Source organism: Pseudoalteromonas sp. PPB1, assembly GCF_015356275.1.
GTDB classification, from domain to species: domain Bacteria; phylum Pseudomonadota; class Gammaproteobacteria; order Enterobacterales; family Alteromonadaceae; genus Pseudoalteromonas; species Pseudoalteromonas rubra_D.
In genome coordinates, this window is the sequence record NZ_JACEQV010000011.1 from 58,604 (window position 1) to 74,000 (window position 15,397).

Genomic DNA, 15,397 nt, shown 5'->3' on the forward strand with positions numbered 1-15,397 from the left:
CACCTTATTACCAGAAGTTATGCGCTCATTGTAGAAGTTGAACTCACATAATACACTGGCAAAAGGTGACACTTTGCTTGCAAAAGGTGTCGTTATAGGGGGTTAATCTCGAATATTGACTTCGCCACGGACCTTTTCGATGCGCTGACCGCCGGAGGAATCACCTGTGATGGTAAGGCCACCTGCCTGAATGACTTCAATGTCACCGGAATCATCGTCGATGGTGACATGGCCTTTGATGTTTTGTAGCACCAGATTGCCACTGCCATCATTGACCTTGGCATTGCCCTGTAAGTCCTGAACCCGCACAAATCCTGAGTCGTCGCGTAAATCAAGCGAATTACCGCCGCGGATCTCAAGGTTTCCGGAGCCATCTACAATGGTCAGGTCACCGCTCATATCGGTCAGACTGATGTTGCCTGATTCATCGTCCAGGGTAAGCGAACGTCCGCCAATGATTTGGATATCGCCGGAGCCGTCCTCAATATCCAGATCACCACGCACGTCGGTAATGTATACCTGGCCCGACGCGTCATCGAGTTTCAGCTGGCTGCCGCCCTGAATGGTAATGTCGCCTGAGCCATCTTCGATATCCAGCATGCCACTGACGCCACGGATAAGCATTTGCCCTGAGCCGTCATCAATTTTAACATTTGCTGCGCCATTGATGCTGATGTCGCCTGAGCCGTCTTCCAGTTCGATGTCTCCGGTCATGCCTGAGATAGCAATGTCGCCTGAGCTATCGTCAATGTCCAATGCAAGGCTATTAGGTACGCGGACAGTCAGATCAATTCTGGGGCTATTACCGCTGTACCAGACGATACCAACCCGGGCATTTTGTTTTGCGATCAGTCGTGCGTTGTTGCCGTCCTGCTCAAGCGTAAGCTGATAACTGTGATCTTTGTCTGTCAGTATTTTTGCATCAACTTCTATTTGTGAGAGGGTGTCGTCACCGATGATATCCAGTGAGCCTGAACTGGTATCTGCCATCAGGCTGTTCAAATTTGTGGCGTCCAGCGTCAGGGTTTTGTGCAGCTCCACGTCTGCCACTGTTTTACTGTGGCCATCAATATGAATCACACAACCACTGAGTGCGAGTGCTGCGAATAAGGGAGAAAGTTTTTTGATCATGGCGCAATTCCAATTTGTTATTTTTTTCATATGCCATGAACAAAGCAAAACAGATGCCAAGAATGTTAGTTATTATATATCAATGTTTTATGTGTTTTTGACGTTCATTTGGTTGGACATATAGTGGCTTGATTTAGTGAAATTAACCAAATGTTGGTGTATCTATCTATTTGCTAAGCATGGCCTTGTCACGGGAATGTCAATTATTGCATCTAGCATTGGGTGTGTACCGAGTGGCGAATATTGACGAGCAGACTGATGTTAGATTCGATAGTGGCCCGGCCAACACAAGATAAACCGCATCGCACACACTCACAGGTGTCAGTGCCAGATTGTGCGCTCTTTTTGGGTGTTGGTGCGGCCAGTGCGGCAGAGCTTGGTAATGCTGCATGTGTGATTTGTTGTGAAGACACCCCCTGGTTACTCATTGATTGTGGCCACGACACGCTGGCGCGATTCAAACGCGCGTTTGGCTGCCACTCTTTACCTCAGGCCGTATTTATCACTCATCTGCACTACGATCATATTGGCGGCCTGGAACAGCTGTATTTTAAGGCGGCATTGGGCGGGCAAAAAGTACGTTTATATGTACCAGTTCAGCTTATTCAATCTTTGTGTGCGATGTTGGCCTACACTGGATTGGCTGAGCTACGCGAAGATATCTGGCATACGTTTGAGCTGCACCCGGTTGGTGAACACTTTTTCCATCAACAGCTTCGGCTGAACTGCTATCCGGTTCGCCATCAGGCGCCTGGCAGTGCGTTCTCTTTGCATCTTCCTGGGCGGTTTTTTTATAGTGGCGATACCCGCCCAATTCCCGAGCTACTGATCCATCAGGTGACTCAGGGAGAAATCATTTTTCATGATTGTGTGGCGTCTGGTAATCCCAGTCATGCCGGGTTGGACGATTTGTTACGAGAGTATCCCCCAGCTATTTTGAACAGATTGTGTGTATACCATTATCATTCACAAGAGGATGTGCAGGCGTTTGATGATGCCGGCATTCGTTACGCTAAACCACAGCAACCCATTCCCTTGTGTTAAGCCCCTTTACAGTGTTGTGATGATATTACCAGTTTCACATATTACCAGTTCAATTTGAAGGAGCGCATTGACGCTAACGGCGTTAAAAATTTCTCATTTAGAACCTTATACCTTAGCCATAGGTTCATATATTTTAGCCTGGTTATCGACACTCTTTTCTCGCCTCAAAATAGAACACTTAATTAAGCAACTTAGTATAATCTGATCTCGGCGAGCATCTCTTCTTCCTCTTCATCGAAGCCCGTTTCTACAAAGCCAAAACTGCCATAAAAATCTTTGGCGACCGGATTGTCCGGTACATAACAGATGGCGATTTCTGTCACCTCTGGCTGGCTCCGGATCTCCTCCAGCGCCGCTTTTAGCGCTTGTCTGCCTATGCCCTGCTGTTGATAAGCTTTATCAATCATCAGACGCCAAATTGAAATGCGGTGCGGTTTTTCAGGAACCCACATCAGTAGCCCGACTTGTTTATCCTGATAGTTGATTGCACGTACTTCATACCCCGGATTATGGGCAGCTTCCAGTAAAGTCCATTCGTTGGGGGCCACCAACGGCTGTTGTGGTTCATGTAGCGCAAGGTCACCCAATTGTTCGAAATTTTCTTGCCACACAGTGCTTAGGTATACCTTCGGGAGAGGCGCTTCACGATGCCACTCCATCAGATAAGCGGTGTCGTTCCAGCGGCCTTTAAATTCAAAAGACATGTCACTGAGCAAACTGCGCATGCGTTCATTGCCTTCCACATAGACGGCAGAAATTATCTGACAATCAGACTTGGCTCTGAGCTGTGTGAGTAACTTTTTCAGGGCTTGCCTGGCAAATCCCTGACGACGGAAGCGCTTGTCTATTGCCAGCTGTGTGATGGTATATTCATGTTTTGTACCCTCTGGTTCCATAGGGTGATACTGTATAAACCCGACCAGTGTTTGATGATGGTAGATCAGCAGGTTTCGGTAGTATGGAAAAAACGCTGATTCGGCCAGGGCTTCGGCTGGCGATGCGATAAAACTCAGGTCTTCAGGCAATAGTTGTAGCGTAAATACATCACTGTAATTGTCTTTACTGGTTGCTTTTAATGTGATCATGGCATCTCCTTTTTTCCTTATATAGGTCCGAATTGGCGTAAACCCAACCTTTTTGTGTTTTTTTTATACAAGTGAGTGGGTTGGTTTAAGTCCTTGCATTATAAGGAATTGTATATATGTGTCGGACAATTGGCCTAGTTTTTAGGATAATATTTGCACTATTTTCTGGTGTTTTGGGTAATTTTTTGCTATCAATGTTACTACTTTTGGTTGTAGTGCATCTTCCTTTATTAATACTTTTGTGGTTTTTAGGTTGGGAAGAAGCATAGGAGAGTTGTTTATGTTGTTTTCACAATCAGACCGTACTGGCCAGAATCAGTGCTCACTGCTTTTCACAACGATTGCCACCATATTGTTGCTTGCTATCACACTTTGGCTAGCCTGAATGGTAAGATGCCATGGAGGGTATGAATGGCTATTGATCCGACAGATGTGACAAGGTCCCGCATCCCACGTTAATCACATGCTGCAACATGTTTCCTTACCATATAATCTGAATATATTTAGTTATATTTCCCGCAAAGTACGTTAAAATACCCTTTTATTTTGTCGCACCAGTCATTACGCTTAACCTGATTACGTGTCGTGTAAATGAGGTCTGGCTGGGCCCGGAAAGTAACTGTCATTTGAAAGGAAAATTATGCAACTAGTTGATTTAAAACCAGATGATCCAAGTGTTAGAGAACTATTTGCAGAAATTGACCGCCTGATGAATACCCTCTACCCCATTGCCAGTGATCAGTCTTTGGCACTGGAAGAGCTCAATCAACCCAATGTACGTGCTGTGGGGCTACGAAACGAAGAAGGCATAGTGGCATGTGGCGCCATCGTTAAACAATTCGATAAAACCTTATACGGTGAAATAAAACGTTTGTATGTTAAACCTCAGTACCGGGGCAAAGGGTTGTCTAAGCGTATCATGCAAATCTTATTGCATTACGCAGGCGATGCACAAATTCCACTGATCCGCCTTGAAACTGGTGTGAAGCAGGAACAGGCAATTAACCTGTATGAAAGCCTTGGTTTTGACCGTTGTGAACGCTTCGGTCTGTACCGCGATAATCCGCTCAGTGTGTTTATGTCTTTGTCACTAAATAAAGAGTCAAACTAGGAATTTTCCTGATCCTTACGAGTAAAGTCGACTTTGCTGATATCTTGGTCTAATTTTTATTCTTATTATCGGTGAAGTTATACCAATTTGCTTAATTAAGCGTTCTATTTTGAGGCGAGAAAATAGGGTCGATAACCAGGCAAAAATTTGTGAACCTATGTCTAAGGAATAAGGTTCTAAATGAGAAATTTTTAACGCCGTTAGCGTCATATTTGCTCCGTCAAAATGAACTCGTATTAAGTGAAATTGGTATTAATATTAAGGAGAGACAGGTGAAAATACTGGTTGTTGATGATATGGCGTCAATGCGGCATGTGATGATAGGTATGCTCCGTCGGCTTGGTTTTACAGACATAGATGAAGCGACAGATGGCAAACGAGCACTGGAGTTGCTCGAGGCAAAACCCTACCAGTTAGTGATTTCCGACCTGAATATGCCACACATAGATGGACTGGCCTTACTTCACGAAATTCGTACCAGACCAGCACTAAAAAATCTCAAACTTGTGATGGTGACCTGTGAAAACGGTCGAGAGCGGGTACAGCAGGTGTTACTAGAAAAAGTGGATGGGTTTATTATTAAGCCATTCAGTATGGCAACATTGGAAAAGCAATTTAAAAAGCTGCACTTACTTGAGATCATTGAGTAGCGCTTTAAAAACGCCGTTTGTAAAGAAAAAGCCCTGTTATAACAGGGCTTTTTTGGTTTTACGGTTACTTGTCTGCATTAACCGGGAAGCCGCGATCTAACATTAGGGCTTCTACCGCCGCATCACGACCACGGAACTTGCGGTACGCCTCTGCCGGGTCCATTGCGTTACGTACAGAGAACAGGTAGTTCACCAGACGATCAGCGACTTCTTCGTCATAAAAGCCACCTGGTGCGCTAGCAAATGCCTGTGCTGCATCTGATGTCAGCACTTCGGCCCACAGGTAGCCGTAGTAGCCAGCTGAATAGCCTTCACCTGAGAAAACATGACCAAAGTGTGTGGTGCGGTGACGCATGACAATCTCTGATGGCATACCAATGGCAGCCAGTTGAGATTTTTCAAATTCAACCGGATCGCCAATCTGAGCTGGATCTGTGGTGTGGAACTTCATATCCATAATGGCTGATGCCAGGTATTCAGTGGTGGCGAAGCCCTGATTGAAGTTGGCTGCTTGCTTGATTTTATTCACCAGTGTTTTCGGCATTGGCTTACCCGTTTCATGGTGAACCAGGAAACGATCAATGACTTCATCGGTGACCAGCCAACGTTCCAGTAGCTGCGACTGGAATTCAGTGTAGTCACGTACGCCCGAGTTAGAGCCAGGGTATTTTACTTTAGAAGACAGAGAATGCAGCGCATGTCCGAACTCATGGAAATAGGTCACAGCATCGTTCCAGGAGATCAGGCTAGCCTGCCCTGCTGGTGCTTTGACGAAGTTTGAGTTGTTCGAGCTCAGTACGTTGGTTTTGCCATCAAAGGTGGTGTGGCCGCGGTATGAGGTTGCCCATGCACCTGAGCGCTTGCCCTGACGAGCGAATGGGTCTAAGTACCATAAGCCAATATGCTCACCGCTGGTTTTATCGGTGACTTCCCATACACGTACGTCTTCGTGGAAGACAGGTACTGACCCTTCTGGCACTTCGGTAAATTCGAAGTTAAACAGGCGGCCCGCGACGTAGAACATAGCGTCACGTAGTTTGTCCAGCTGAAGGTATTGTTTAACTTCGTTAGAGTCCAGGTCGTACTTGGCTTTGCGCACTTTTTCAGAGTAAAAGCGGTAATCCCAAGGTTCAATCTTAATGTTGGCGCCTTCCTTATCTGCCAGCGCTTGCATGTCTGCCACTTCTTCTTTTACACGGGCAATTGCGGCTGGCCAGACTTTGTCCATCAGCTCCATCGCGTTTTTCGGATCTTTAGCCATGCGGTCTTCAAGACGCCATTGTGCGTAGTTTTCATAACCGAGGAGCTGCACTCGCTCGTGACGTAATGTCAGGATTTCATTAATGATGGCTTTGTTATTGTGTTCACCGGCATTATTGCCACGGCTGTAGTAGTTCTGCCACACCTGCTTACGTAGCTCACGTTCCGTGGAGTACATCAGGAATGGGTCCATGGAAGAGCGGGTATTGGTAACCGCATACATACCTGTTTTACCGCGTTCTTCAGCCGCTGCAGCCGCAGAGGTAATGTAGGACTGAGGCAGGCCAGAAAGTTGATCTTTCGTCAGATAAACGACATAGCCTTCTTCATCGGCAAGTACATTATTGGCAAAGTCTGCGTGTAGCTTTGATAAAGCGAGGTTAATTTCGGCGTAGCGATCAGCGGCTTCACCTTTCAATGTGGCACCGTTACGGGCAAAGCTGTTGTACTGTAGCCAGGTGATACGCTGTTCTTCAGCACTCAGTTGCTTAAACTCTTGGCTCTCATACACTGTTTTAACACGCTCAAATAACGCCTTGTTTTGGGTGATTTTAGAACGGTATTGAGCGTACTTAGCCATCAGGCCGCCCTGCATTTGGCGAAATTCAGGAGAGGAATTGTTGGCGCTCCAGATACCAAAGTAGGTAAAAAGGCGATCCAATGCCTGACCTGAACGCTCCATTGCAACGATAGTATTGTCGAACGTCGCTGGTGCGGTGTTGTTGGCAATCAGGTCAATTTCGCTTAAGTGATCAGCCAGCGCGATGTCCAGCGCAGGCTCAAGATCTGTCAGTTTTACTTTATCGAATTGAGGAACGCCCTGATAAGGACCGGTAAAAGGCTGTAAAAGCGGGTTTTGATATTGCTTTTCTGCAATTGTTGGCGTGGCTGTGCTGCTTTGCTGCGTGCTGCTACAACCTGCCAGACCGATCACGACGGCGGCGCTAAGTAGTGTTAGTTTGATTTTCAACATAGTTGGTTTTCGCTTGTTGGCATTTTATTGCCAAGCATACTAAAAGACAAATTCATGAAAGTGCAATCAGATCTCGATTAATCGCCAAAATCAAAGTGTAAATAGATATGAATGGCTAAGATCTGCGCTACACTAAGGGAGCTCAAAAACTTCCTTATTCTGGATCATTCAATGGAAATCGGTATTTTTATTTACGATGGCGTTGAAGTCTTGGACTTTAGCGGCCCATTTGAAGTGTTCAGCACGGCTGCTCGTTTTGTAGACGAGCCCGTAAACGTCAGCCTGATTGCACCCAGTCATGCACCCGTCAGTTGCCGTGGTGGTTTGTCTGTAAACCCGCATTACAGCATTCACGGTCATCCCAGATTTGATTTACTGATTGTTGCAGGTGGGCAGCATCAGCATGTACTCAGCAATACCTCTGTGTTGGCCTGGCTGGCTGAAACAGCGACGCATACCCGTCGCTGTGCATCAGTGTGCACTGGGGTCTTTTTGTTTGCCGAAGCTGGGCTAATTGACGGTAAATCAGTGACCACGCATTGGGATGATTTGGCACGGTTGCAAACCAGTTATCCGCACCTGAAAGTGTGTGAGGATAAACGGTTTGTCATGGATCAGAATTTTACCAGCTCTGCGGGGGTGTCAGCAGGTATCGACATGAGCCTTGAGCTGGTAAAGCTGCATTTTGGCAAATCATTGGCGATTAAAACGGCCCGCCAAATGGACTATAACTGGCTCTAAAGTGCCATTGATAAAGCGGTGTCGTAAATCCAGTGAATGACGGGCCCTGTTGCTTTGTCTCTGCGCCTGACCAGACCCATGTCTACGGTCAGAGAGCCAGGAATATGTCGGGTGGAAAGCGTGACAACCGCTTCGTTAAACCAGTGAGACTTTACGACATGCTCAGGCACCAGTGCCCAGCCAACACCTCTTAAAACCAGGCCTGCAATATAGTAATAGCTGTCTACATGCCAGTGAAAAGAAGAAATAGCCTGAGACTGGCTGTGGCCTATGCGGTCTCGGATCACTAGCTGCCGATGCTGATTTAATTGTTCTACGGTTGGCTGAGAGTGTGATGCCAGCGGGTGATGAGGGGCGACTATCAGGCGCTGCTCAAAGCTGCCAAGCGGCGTAAAATCGAGACTTTGTGAAAGAGGCTTTTGATGAAATAAAATGCCCAGATCGGCTTTTTGTTCATCAACCCAGCCCGCAATATCATCCTGTGAACCGTTTAATATAGATAGTTTCAGGAGAGGAAACTGATGTGACAGTTGTTCAAACAGGGTTTCAAAGGCATTGATGGGAACAGCCTCATCCATGGCGACGGTCAGAGATACTTCCTCTCCGCAGCTCATAGAGAGCGCCCTGGACTGTAACCGCTGGCATTGCATAAGCACCGCTTCTGCCTCCGCGAACAGGTCATGCCCCGCGGCATTTAACACCGGCAATCGAGCTGAGCGGTCAAATAACTCAAAACCCAGATCGGTTTCCAAGTTGGCTATAGCTGTGCTGATCCGGGACTGGGCTTTACCCAGTTTTCGGGCGGCTGCAGAAAATGACCCCGTTCTTGCGGCAGTCACAAAGGCTTCCAGTTGATCGAGTGTCCAGTGCATAAAGGCTCCAAAGTATCCGAAAAGCGGATAGTAACTAACTTTCTTTCATCCGATAGTTAAGCATAATAGCGGGTATTCGCAATGAGCGGGGAGTTTTATGCAAACGCACGATGTTGAGCTGACAGAGCTCAGTCAAAATCACAAAGGTCCGGCGAACAAGCACAAAGATTCGGTGATCCGAACATTTTGGCGTTACACCATACCGGCTATCGCAGCTATGATGGTGAACGGGCTGTATCAGGTTGTTGATGGGGTATTCGTTGGCCATTTTATTGGGGCCGATGGTTTGGCTGCGGTGAATATCGCCTGGCCTGTAGTGGGCCTGATAGCGGGCCTGGGTGCACTGGTAGGCATAGGTGCGGGGAGCCTTTTGTCCTTGTTTCGAGGTGCCAAAAACAGCGTTCAGGCGCATGCTGTGCTGGCAACCAGTATCTGGTTACTGCTGATACTGGCAGCGATAACCAGTTTAGGTTTGTATGCCAGTGGCAGTTTGTTGCTTGATTTGCAGGGCGCCAGTGGAGAGGTACTTAAGTTCGGTTACAGCTATTTGTCGGTATTTGGCTGGGGGGCGTTAGCGACCATGGCTGCAGGCGCCTTGCCCATGTTGATCCGCAATGATGGCAGTCCGGGCGTGGCTACGTGGTTATTAATCCTCGGTGCACTGACCAATATTGTACTGGATTATGTGTTTATCGTGTTATTGCAATGGCAGCTTGCTGGCGCAGCCTGGGCCAGTGTGGTTTCGCAATCTCTGGTCGGCATACTGGCACTCAGTTATTTTTGCTCATCAAAAGCGGGTATCGGACTGCGCTTAAGCAGGCTAACTTTTTCTTTGAAACTGGCGAGGCGCGCTCTGATCCAAGGGGCATCCGGGTTGGTGATGTTTTTGTATTTTGCTTTTATTACTGCGCTGCACAACAAACAGTTACTGACTTATGGTGAGCCGCTACACGTCGCTGCTTTTGCGCTCATTGGTTATATTGGGGTGATCTATTACTTCTTTGCTGAAGGGGTTGCCAGTGGTATGCAACCACCGGTGAGCTATTATTATGGTGCAGGACAAATACAAAAGATCCGCGCAACCCTTAAGCTGGCATGCCAGGTGAGTTTGTCGGTTGGTCTCGTTATTGTGCTGTGCCTGAACGTGTTTCCCGAAGCGATCGTGTCCTTCTTTACTCAGGAGCAAGCACTACTCAATGAGGCGCAACGTGGTGCACGTTTGCATTTGTCTATGGTGTTTCTGGATGGGTTTATTTTTCTTGCTGCCATGTATTATGTAGCACTGGATCAGGGGGGGAAATCTCTTCTGATCTCACTGGGGAACATGGCCATTCAGGTACCATTTTTATATATGCTGCCACATCAGTTTGGCGTAGATGGAGTATGGTTATCAGTGCCAGTGTCAAACTTGGTGCTAACCTTGATTGTGGCACCTGTGTTGTGGCGGGATTTATCGCGATTAAAACAGGTCACAGAGGTCCGCGGTTAGTATATAAAAAGGGGGGATGGAAACCCCCTTTACACATCATAACAACCGCTTGGTTGGAATATATTGGCGGGCTGTGATTAGACTGATAACCACCAGGGTCACAATCACACCGGCTAAGCTTGCTGCAATGAGTGTCAGGCTGGGAGAAAATACCATTAATGTGTCGAGCCACGGCCAGCTCAAGCTTATCGCGATCACTGCAAGTGTAAGGCTGAGCAATGCGGGCTGCAAAAATGCACGGATCCTTGCCAACAATACCTGACGACGTTTTGCTCCCAGCATTAAATGAACTTTGACTACCCCTTGCTGAAGATAAGCTGCGTAGCTTTGCAGGCTGTATACGCCATAAGCAGTAATGATTAGGATCAGCAGATTGATAAAGACCAGCAGCCAGGTTGTAATACGCCGATATTGATGGGCGTGTGCAACTTCTTCTTCCAATGCGCGCCACTGGGTTAGCACAAATTGCGGATGCTGTTGTTTTAACCGCGCACTGAGTTGTGTTTTGCTCAAGGTCATCCCTGGTGCAAGTTTAACCAGCAGGTAAGTCGCAGAGCCAAAGTTAGGTAGGTAAATGCGTGCCGGTGAAATGGGCTTTCCGGGCAGTTGCAGGTCTTCGATGACAGCGATAATGCGTTGTGCTTGTACACCATCAATTTTCAGCGTCTTATTCAGCACTTCACCACCCAATTGACGGGCGAATGTGCGATTGACTATTACTACGGGGCGTTGCTCCTCGATGTCTTGTGCGGTGAAGGTCCGCCCTCCAATAAGCTTTTGTGCCAGTACTCTAAAGTAATCCTGATCCACATTACGGTGAAATGGCAGATAACGGGTATCGTTCCAGGATGCAGTGACATTAAACTGGAAGTCATCTTTAAGTGGGGTGCGGGCGAAACTGGCTGCTATTACACCAGGCTCTTGCAGCAAAGAGTGTTTAAACGCTTTTGCCATTGGTGCATAAGCTGACCAGCCCTGCCAGTCAAGAGTGGCAACATTGAACTCCAGTTCATAGATCTGTTGGGTGTCGAATCCCAGCGGGTGAGTTAGCTGCTTCAGGTTGTCCCTAACGAGCTGAGTACACGCCAAAACTGCCAGGGAAACTAACAATACCTGAGACGCAACAAAGCGCCTGATTGTTGTTTGCGATAGTTGTGCAGCCTGGCCTTTGCCGCTGCGTTTGAGGCTGTTCAGTAACTTTTCTGGCTGGCAATGTTTGTGGCTTAAGGTCATGAACAAAGCCAGGATTACACTTCCCAGCAGGCATGCCAGCGATACGATCTGCCAGTTAACGGTCAGCTGTTCACCTTGATAAATGAACTGTGATAACCATTTATTGCTATAGGTTAGTGCCTGATGCGTTAGTCCCACGGCGAGCACCAGTGAAGGGACTATTAATAAAGTCAGCTGGCACAATAAGGTATTACGCAACGTTGTGTATTTTGCGCCAACCACAGAACGCACAGCCAGCTGATGCCGGCTTTGCAGCAACTGGAGCAAAAATAGTTGCGCCAGATTCAGGCTTGCCAGAAACAATAACGCCAGCGTACAGGTAAAGACAATAAAAATAACCGGATGGTCACCACGCAATGCAGCTTTCAGGGGGGATCCGGTTAGACGGGTTTGCCAGTCCCTGAGTTGTGCAGGTGCATGCAAGGCTGCTGATCCATTTACTTTGGCTTGTAAGCCAACAATTTGCGTTTGAGGTGCCGGTGTACGCAACAGGACTCGAATGTTCGGATCAGGGCTTTGCCAGTACTCTTTATATTCAGAGTTGTTGAAACGCCAGGGCAGCCAGAGCTCTGGCTGCCAGCCAGGTTTTAATAGTTCGGGCGGATGATATTTTGAGTCAACAACGCCCTGTATAGGGTGACGTACCCCATTGATATTGAGATGGTGTTTTAAGATATCTGATGTACCACCGAAAGCGGTTTGCCACAGGGCATGGCTGATCACAGCACCCTGTGGCTGAGTGTCTGGCGCAGCTAACAACGCATTGCTGTGACCATGAATGAGTTCAGCTCCCAGCATCGCTTGCCAGTCGCCACTGACGTAAGCGGTTTTAATTTTCTCCTGATAGGTGGTGTTTAGGGGCACCTCTTCGGCATAGTAAAGGGCTAGTAATGCTTCATTGTCTGATGCCGAAGAAGGCTGACTTATCGCATCTAACAGCTGCGTGAGTGCGGGATAAGGCCAGCCCTGATCATTCAGTCCAGCGGCACTGGCCTGACGGTGATGACCCAGCAGATGTACCTGCTGTGGCTGGGGGTAGGGGAGCGGCTTAAACCAAATGTGGTAGAGCACAGCAGCAACACAGAGCACGGCACTGAGAGTTAGTGTCAGCAGGACAAACATGCTCAATGCCCAGCGTGGTTGCTTGCGCAGTTGCATAAGCGCTGGCTGAAAACAGGTGAACCAGATAAAGTCGCGATAACGCTGTGACATGGTCAACATCCTTTTAATGATCCGTGATGAGGGTTGAGTCTACAGCAAAGAATGAACCAGAAAAATTGTATAATGATAACAATTGGTTATATATTTCATGCTGCTATCAATCGCAAAAGCGGACCCAAAGTCCGGAATTGTCGTGTTGCCATTGTTCAATCTGGCTGGGAGAAAATCGTGAAAATACCTAAAATACGTGCCGTATTGCTGCCGATGGTAATGGCCTTGACCGCGGCTTGTCAAAATACGCAGAGCGAACGTCATCTGACACAGTTTAAGCGTAGCGCAGAGCAGGCTTGTTATGACAGGGACACCCAACCTTATACTTTCGTGGTGGATGCCCATGCCCACTTCCGCCCTTTCGGTGGAGAGGCCGTTCCTTATCCTGAATTGATCAGCTATTTTCAGCCAGCTGGCGTGTTATTTGTGAATGCCTTTGGGATTGGGCAAATGTTTAGCGCACAAAGTGGTTGTCAGCGCTTTTCGGTGTGTCCGGCGGGTGAAATTAAGCCGACCATAAGAAATGATGTGATCAATGCATCCAACGCGTTATTGTATCCTAATGAGGAAGTCCACCTGACTCTGTCGATGAGCTTTGCTGACCTTAGTGAGCCTCAGCATATAGCGCAACAAATGGCACTGCTGGACGAGGAGTTTGGGCCTGCTTTTACCTGGATGGGGGAGGTGAATCTGGTAAAACAAGCCTTGTTCGCTCATTCGCACCGGGCAACGCCGCCACAGCGAATTGATGACTGGGCGCCCTTTATGGCCAGACTCAGAGGGCCAGGAGGGGGCAGGGCACCTATGCCTTTGTCAATTCATGCTGATATCGGCTCAGATCAGGCGCCAACCAAGTATTTGCATCTGATGGAGAGTGTGCTGGCCCGTTACCCGGAAAATCCGATCGTCTGGGTTCATATGGGGTTGTCTCGGGAGCAAACCAGGTTGGATCCGCAGTTACATATTGCGATTTTATCCCGGTTGTTGGATACCTACCCTAATCTGATGCTGGATATTTCATGGCGAGTTTTATATGAGGCATATTTTCGTCATGCGGCAATACGTGAGCAGTATGTGGCGTTTTTCAATCGTTATCCAAAACGTATTTTGACTGGCAGTGATATTGTGGCAGCAAAAGGCTATCAGCAAAGGGATTACCAGCGTGAAGTTGAGATCAATAGCCGCATTAATCAGTACCTGGATGATGAAGCCTTTCGATATATCGCGCTGGGGCAAAACTACTTTGATTTAATGAAGCTGGATTACCAGGCTCCTGAGATATGCAAATAGCGCAATGTAATCGCTGAAAGGCCTTGTATGGCAAGGCCTGCTGTAAGCTTGCTCACAGACTTTGTAGTTGCTTTAAGGCGATGTCGAGAATAACGTCTTTACTCTGGTCATGGTTTTGTTGCTCTACGACCTGATCAGGCATAAAGGCTTCTCGTGGCGTCCCGTTGATGTGAAAAAGCTTTTCTCTGGGTAACAGGTAGTTAAGCTGGCTATGTGGCAGAGTTTCACTGTATATGGCACCCAGTAGCTGAGACATCTGAGTGCCAATAACCGTCGCCCGGCCCATGCCATGCAAGCCTATGGTCAGGCCCTCTCCCATGCTGCCAGTCCACTTATTACAAAGTACAATTAAGGGTTTGTCGTACTGAAAGTCTCCCCGTGGAAACACAAATTCCTGCCAGGCGCGTTTCACGCCAAACTCGCGCTCGATGGATACCAGCTCATGGGTTTGATAGGGCTGACGAACATTTATAAAGCGGCTCATAATGCCTCTTGCTACCTCTGTGTTGCCGCCGCTGGGTGTGTGACGTAAATCGAGGATCATCGCCTGAGTATCTTGCAACTGATGCATGGCGTCATCAAAAGCCTGGATCAGCGCGTTATTGCCCAGGCTATTTTCCGGGCGGATATAGCCAACGGCTCCAAATCGCTTTTGCGTGAGTAACGGCTTTTCTGCTATCACCTCCTGTACAATAGCTTCAATATCCAGCAGTTTTATCTCGGTCTTACCACGCCAGTGGACTTCCAGGGAGAGCCGTTGCTGACGCTTACCTGTGAGTAATCGGTTAAGTGTCCAACTCCTTGCCTCATCAAAACCAGAAACGTTGGCTTGCTCTATGGCTTGCTCAACAGGCACCCCATTCAGACGCAGCACCTGCATGCCTGCCCGAAAGCCTTGCTGGTAGGCAGGTCCCATAAATGGCACATCTGTCACTATGGCTTTTCCGTCTTGCCATTGTGCCCACAGACCGCTGGCAGTGGGCATAGGTAAGTAATAGTCTTTGGGTCTGGGCGTTACATCGGCATGATGATCATACCAGTGCTCCAGGCAGTGATTAAGTCGTCTCGAGAGCTGCATCTTGTCTTTGAGTTCAGTACTTTGCTGGCGAACACATTGCTCAAAGGTAGCAAAGTCAGTCTGCTTCTCATCGCGGTAAGCGTAGCCTAGCCGGACATAATCAATAAAGCTTTGTAGATCCTGTTGTATTTGATTTGGCGTCAGGAGATTTTGCTTGTCATCTATTTTGGCAGTGGCGTGACTCATGCCACTGGCTGCCAGAAGTGTTGCGACGAGTAGTAAACGCAT

The 15,397-nt window shown here is 47.8% G+C and carries 12 protein-coding genes; 6 read left to right on the plus strand and 6 right to left on the minus strand.

Translation table 11 applies throughout. The features are described from left to right. Positions 1-102: 102 nt before the first annotated feature. Positions 103-1,131 (minus strand): DUF4097 family beta strand repeat-containing protein, encoded by a 1,029-nt coding sequence (locus IY568_RS12710; protein WP_125560381.1) that lies wholly within the window; start codon positions 1,129-1,131, stop codon positions 103-105. Positions 1,132-1,389: 258 nt separating this feature from the next. On the opposite strand from IY568_RS12710, the gene IY568_RS12715 reads away from it, so the two are divergent. Next, complete coding sequence (locus tag IY568_RS12715; RefSeq protein ID WP_138537018.1) at positions 1,390-2,175, plus strand: MBL fold metallo-hydrolase; 786 nt, start codon at positions 1,390-1,392, stop codon at positions 2,173-2,175. A 191-nt stretch (positions 2,176-2,366) separates the two neighbouring features. Here the strand turns inward: IY568_RS12715 and IY568_RS25305 are convergent, their stop codons facing one another. Continuing rightward, positions 2,367-3,260 carry a GNAT family N-acetyltransferase gene (locus IY568_RS25305; RefSeq protein ID WP_125560385.1) on the minus strand — a complete coding sequence of 298 codons (894 nt, stop codon included), beginning with the start codon at positions 3,258-3,260 and terminating at the stop codon, positions 2,367-2,369. A 640-nt stretch (positions 3,261-3,900) separates the two neighbouring features. Here IY568_RS25305 and IY568_RS12725 point away from each other — a divergent pair. Further along, positions 3,901-4,371, plus strand: a complete 471-nt coding sequence (locus IY568_RS12725) for a GNAT family N-acetyltransferase (RefSeq protein ID WP_125560387.1) — start codon at positions 3,901-3,903, stop codon at positions 4,369-4,371. Positions 4,372-4,643: 272 nt separating this feature from the next. Further along, positions 4,644-5,021 (plus strand): response regulator, encoded by a 378-nt coding sequence (locus IY568_RS12730; RefSeq protein ID WP_010384412.1) that lies wholly within the window; start codon positions 4,644-4,646, stop codon positions 5,019-5,021. 64 nt (positions 5,022-5,085) lie between these two features. Here IY568_RS12730 and IY568_RS12735 read toward each other — a convergent pair whose 3' ends face one another. After that, positions 5,086-7,254, minus strand: coding sequence for a M3 family metallopeptidase (locus tag IY568_RS12735; protein ID WP_194867745.1), 2,169 nt, complete (start codon positions 7,252-7,254; stop codon positions 5,086-5,088). A gap of 171 nt (positions 7,255-7,425) precedes the next feature. Between IY568_RS12735 and IY568_RS12740 the strand changes: the two genes are divergently transcribed. After that, positions 7,426-7,995: a DJ-1/PfpI family protein gene (locus IY568_RS12740; protein ID WP_125560391.1), complete on the plus strand. Its 570-nt coding sequence runs from the start codon at positions 7,426-7,428 to the stop codon at positions 7,993-7,995. On the opposite strand, the gene IY568_RS12745 is transcribed toward IY568_RS12740, so the two are convergent. Next, positions 7,992-8,867, minus strand: coding sequence for a LysR family transcriptional regulator (locus IY568_RS12745; RefSeq protein ID WP_125560393.1), 876 nt, complete (start codon positions 8,865-8,867; stop codon positions 7,992-7,994). The genes IY568_RS12740 and IY568_RS12745 overlap by 4 nt on opposite strands. A gap of 97 nt (positions 8,868-8,964) precedes the next feature. On the opposite strand from IY568_RS12745, the gene IY568_RS12750 reads away from it, so the two are divergent. Next, positions 8,965-10,356, plus strand: coding sequence for an MATE family efflux transporter (locus tag IY568_RS12750; protein ID WP_194867746.1), 1,392 nt, complete (start codon positions 8,965-8,967; stop codon positions 10,354-10,356). A 36-nt stretch (positions 10,357-10,392) separates the two neighbouring features. Here the strand turns inward: IY568_RS12750 and IY568_RS12755 are convergent, their stop codons facing one another. Beyond that, a complete protein-coding gene (locus IY568_RS12755; protein ID WP_194867747.1) occupies positions 10,393-12,801 on the minus strand; it encodes an ABC transporter permease in 2,409 nt (802 codons plus the stop codon). Between the two features lie 177 nt (positions 12,802-12,978). Between IY568_RS12755 and IY568_RS12760 the strand changes: the two genes are divergently transcribed. Further along, positions 12,979-14,091: an amidohydrolase family protein gene (locus IY568_RS12760; RefSeq protein ID WP_194867748.1), complete on the plus strand. Its 1,113-nt coding sequence runs from the start codon at positions 12,979-12,981 to the stop codon at positions 14,089-14,091. A gap of 52 nt (positions 14,092-14,143) precedes the next feature. Here the strand turns inward: IY568_RS12760 and IY568_RS12765 are convergent, their stop codons facing one another. After that, positions 14,144-15,397, minus strand: coding sequence for a S41 family peptidase (locus IY568_RS12765; protein WP_194867749.1), 1,254 nt, complete (start codon positions 15,395-15,397; stop codon positions 14,144-14,146).

What these genes read in the sequence shown, in the direction of transcription:
- IY568_RS12745 (WP_125560393.1), bottom strand. Translation starts at nt 8,867, where the DNA reads ATGCACTGGACACTCGATCAACTGGAAGCCTTTGTGACTGCCGCAAGA.
- IY568_RS12750 (WP_194867746.1), top strand. Translation starts at nt 8,965, where the DNA reads ATGCAAACGCACGATGTTGAGCTGACAGAGCTCAGTCAAAATCACAAA.
- IY568_RS12710 (WP_125560381.1), bottom strand. Translation starts at nt 1,131, where the DNA reads ATGATCAAAAAACTTTCTCCCTTATTCGCAGCACTCGCACTCAGTGGT.
- IY568_RS12715 (WP_138537018.1), top strand. Translation starts at nt 1,390, where the DNA reads ATGTTAGATTCGATAGTGGCCCGGCCAACACAAGATAAACCGCATCGC.
- IY568_RS12735 (WP_194867745.1), bottom strand. Translation starts at nt 7,254, where the DNA reads ATGTTGAAAATCAAACTAACACTACTTAGCGCCGCCGTCGTGATCGGT.
- IY568_RS12755 (WP_194867747.1), bottom strand. Translation starts at nt 12,801, where the DNA reads ATGTCACAGCGTTATCGCGACTTTATCTGGTTCACCTGTTTTCAGCCA.
- IY568_RS12740 (WP_125560391.1), top strand. Translation starts at nt 7,426, where the DNA reads ATGGAAATCGGTATTTTTATTTACGATGGCGTTGAAGTCTTGGACTTT.
- IY568_RS12725 (WP_125560387.1), top strand. Translation starts at nt 3,901, where the DNA reads ATGCAACTAGTTGATTTAAAACCAGATGATCCAAGTGTTAGAGAACTA.
- IY568_RS25305 (WP_125560385.1), bottom strand. Translation starts at nt 3,260, where the DNA reads ATGATCACATTAAAAGCAACCAGTAAAGACAATTACAGTGATGTATTT.
- IY568_RS12765 (WP_194867749.1), bottom strand. Translation starts at nt 15,397, where the DNA reads ATGCGTTTACTACTCGTCGCAACACTTCTGGCAGCCAGTGGCATGAGT.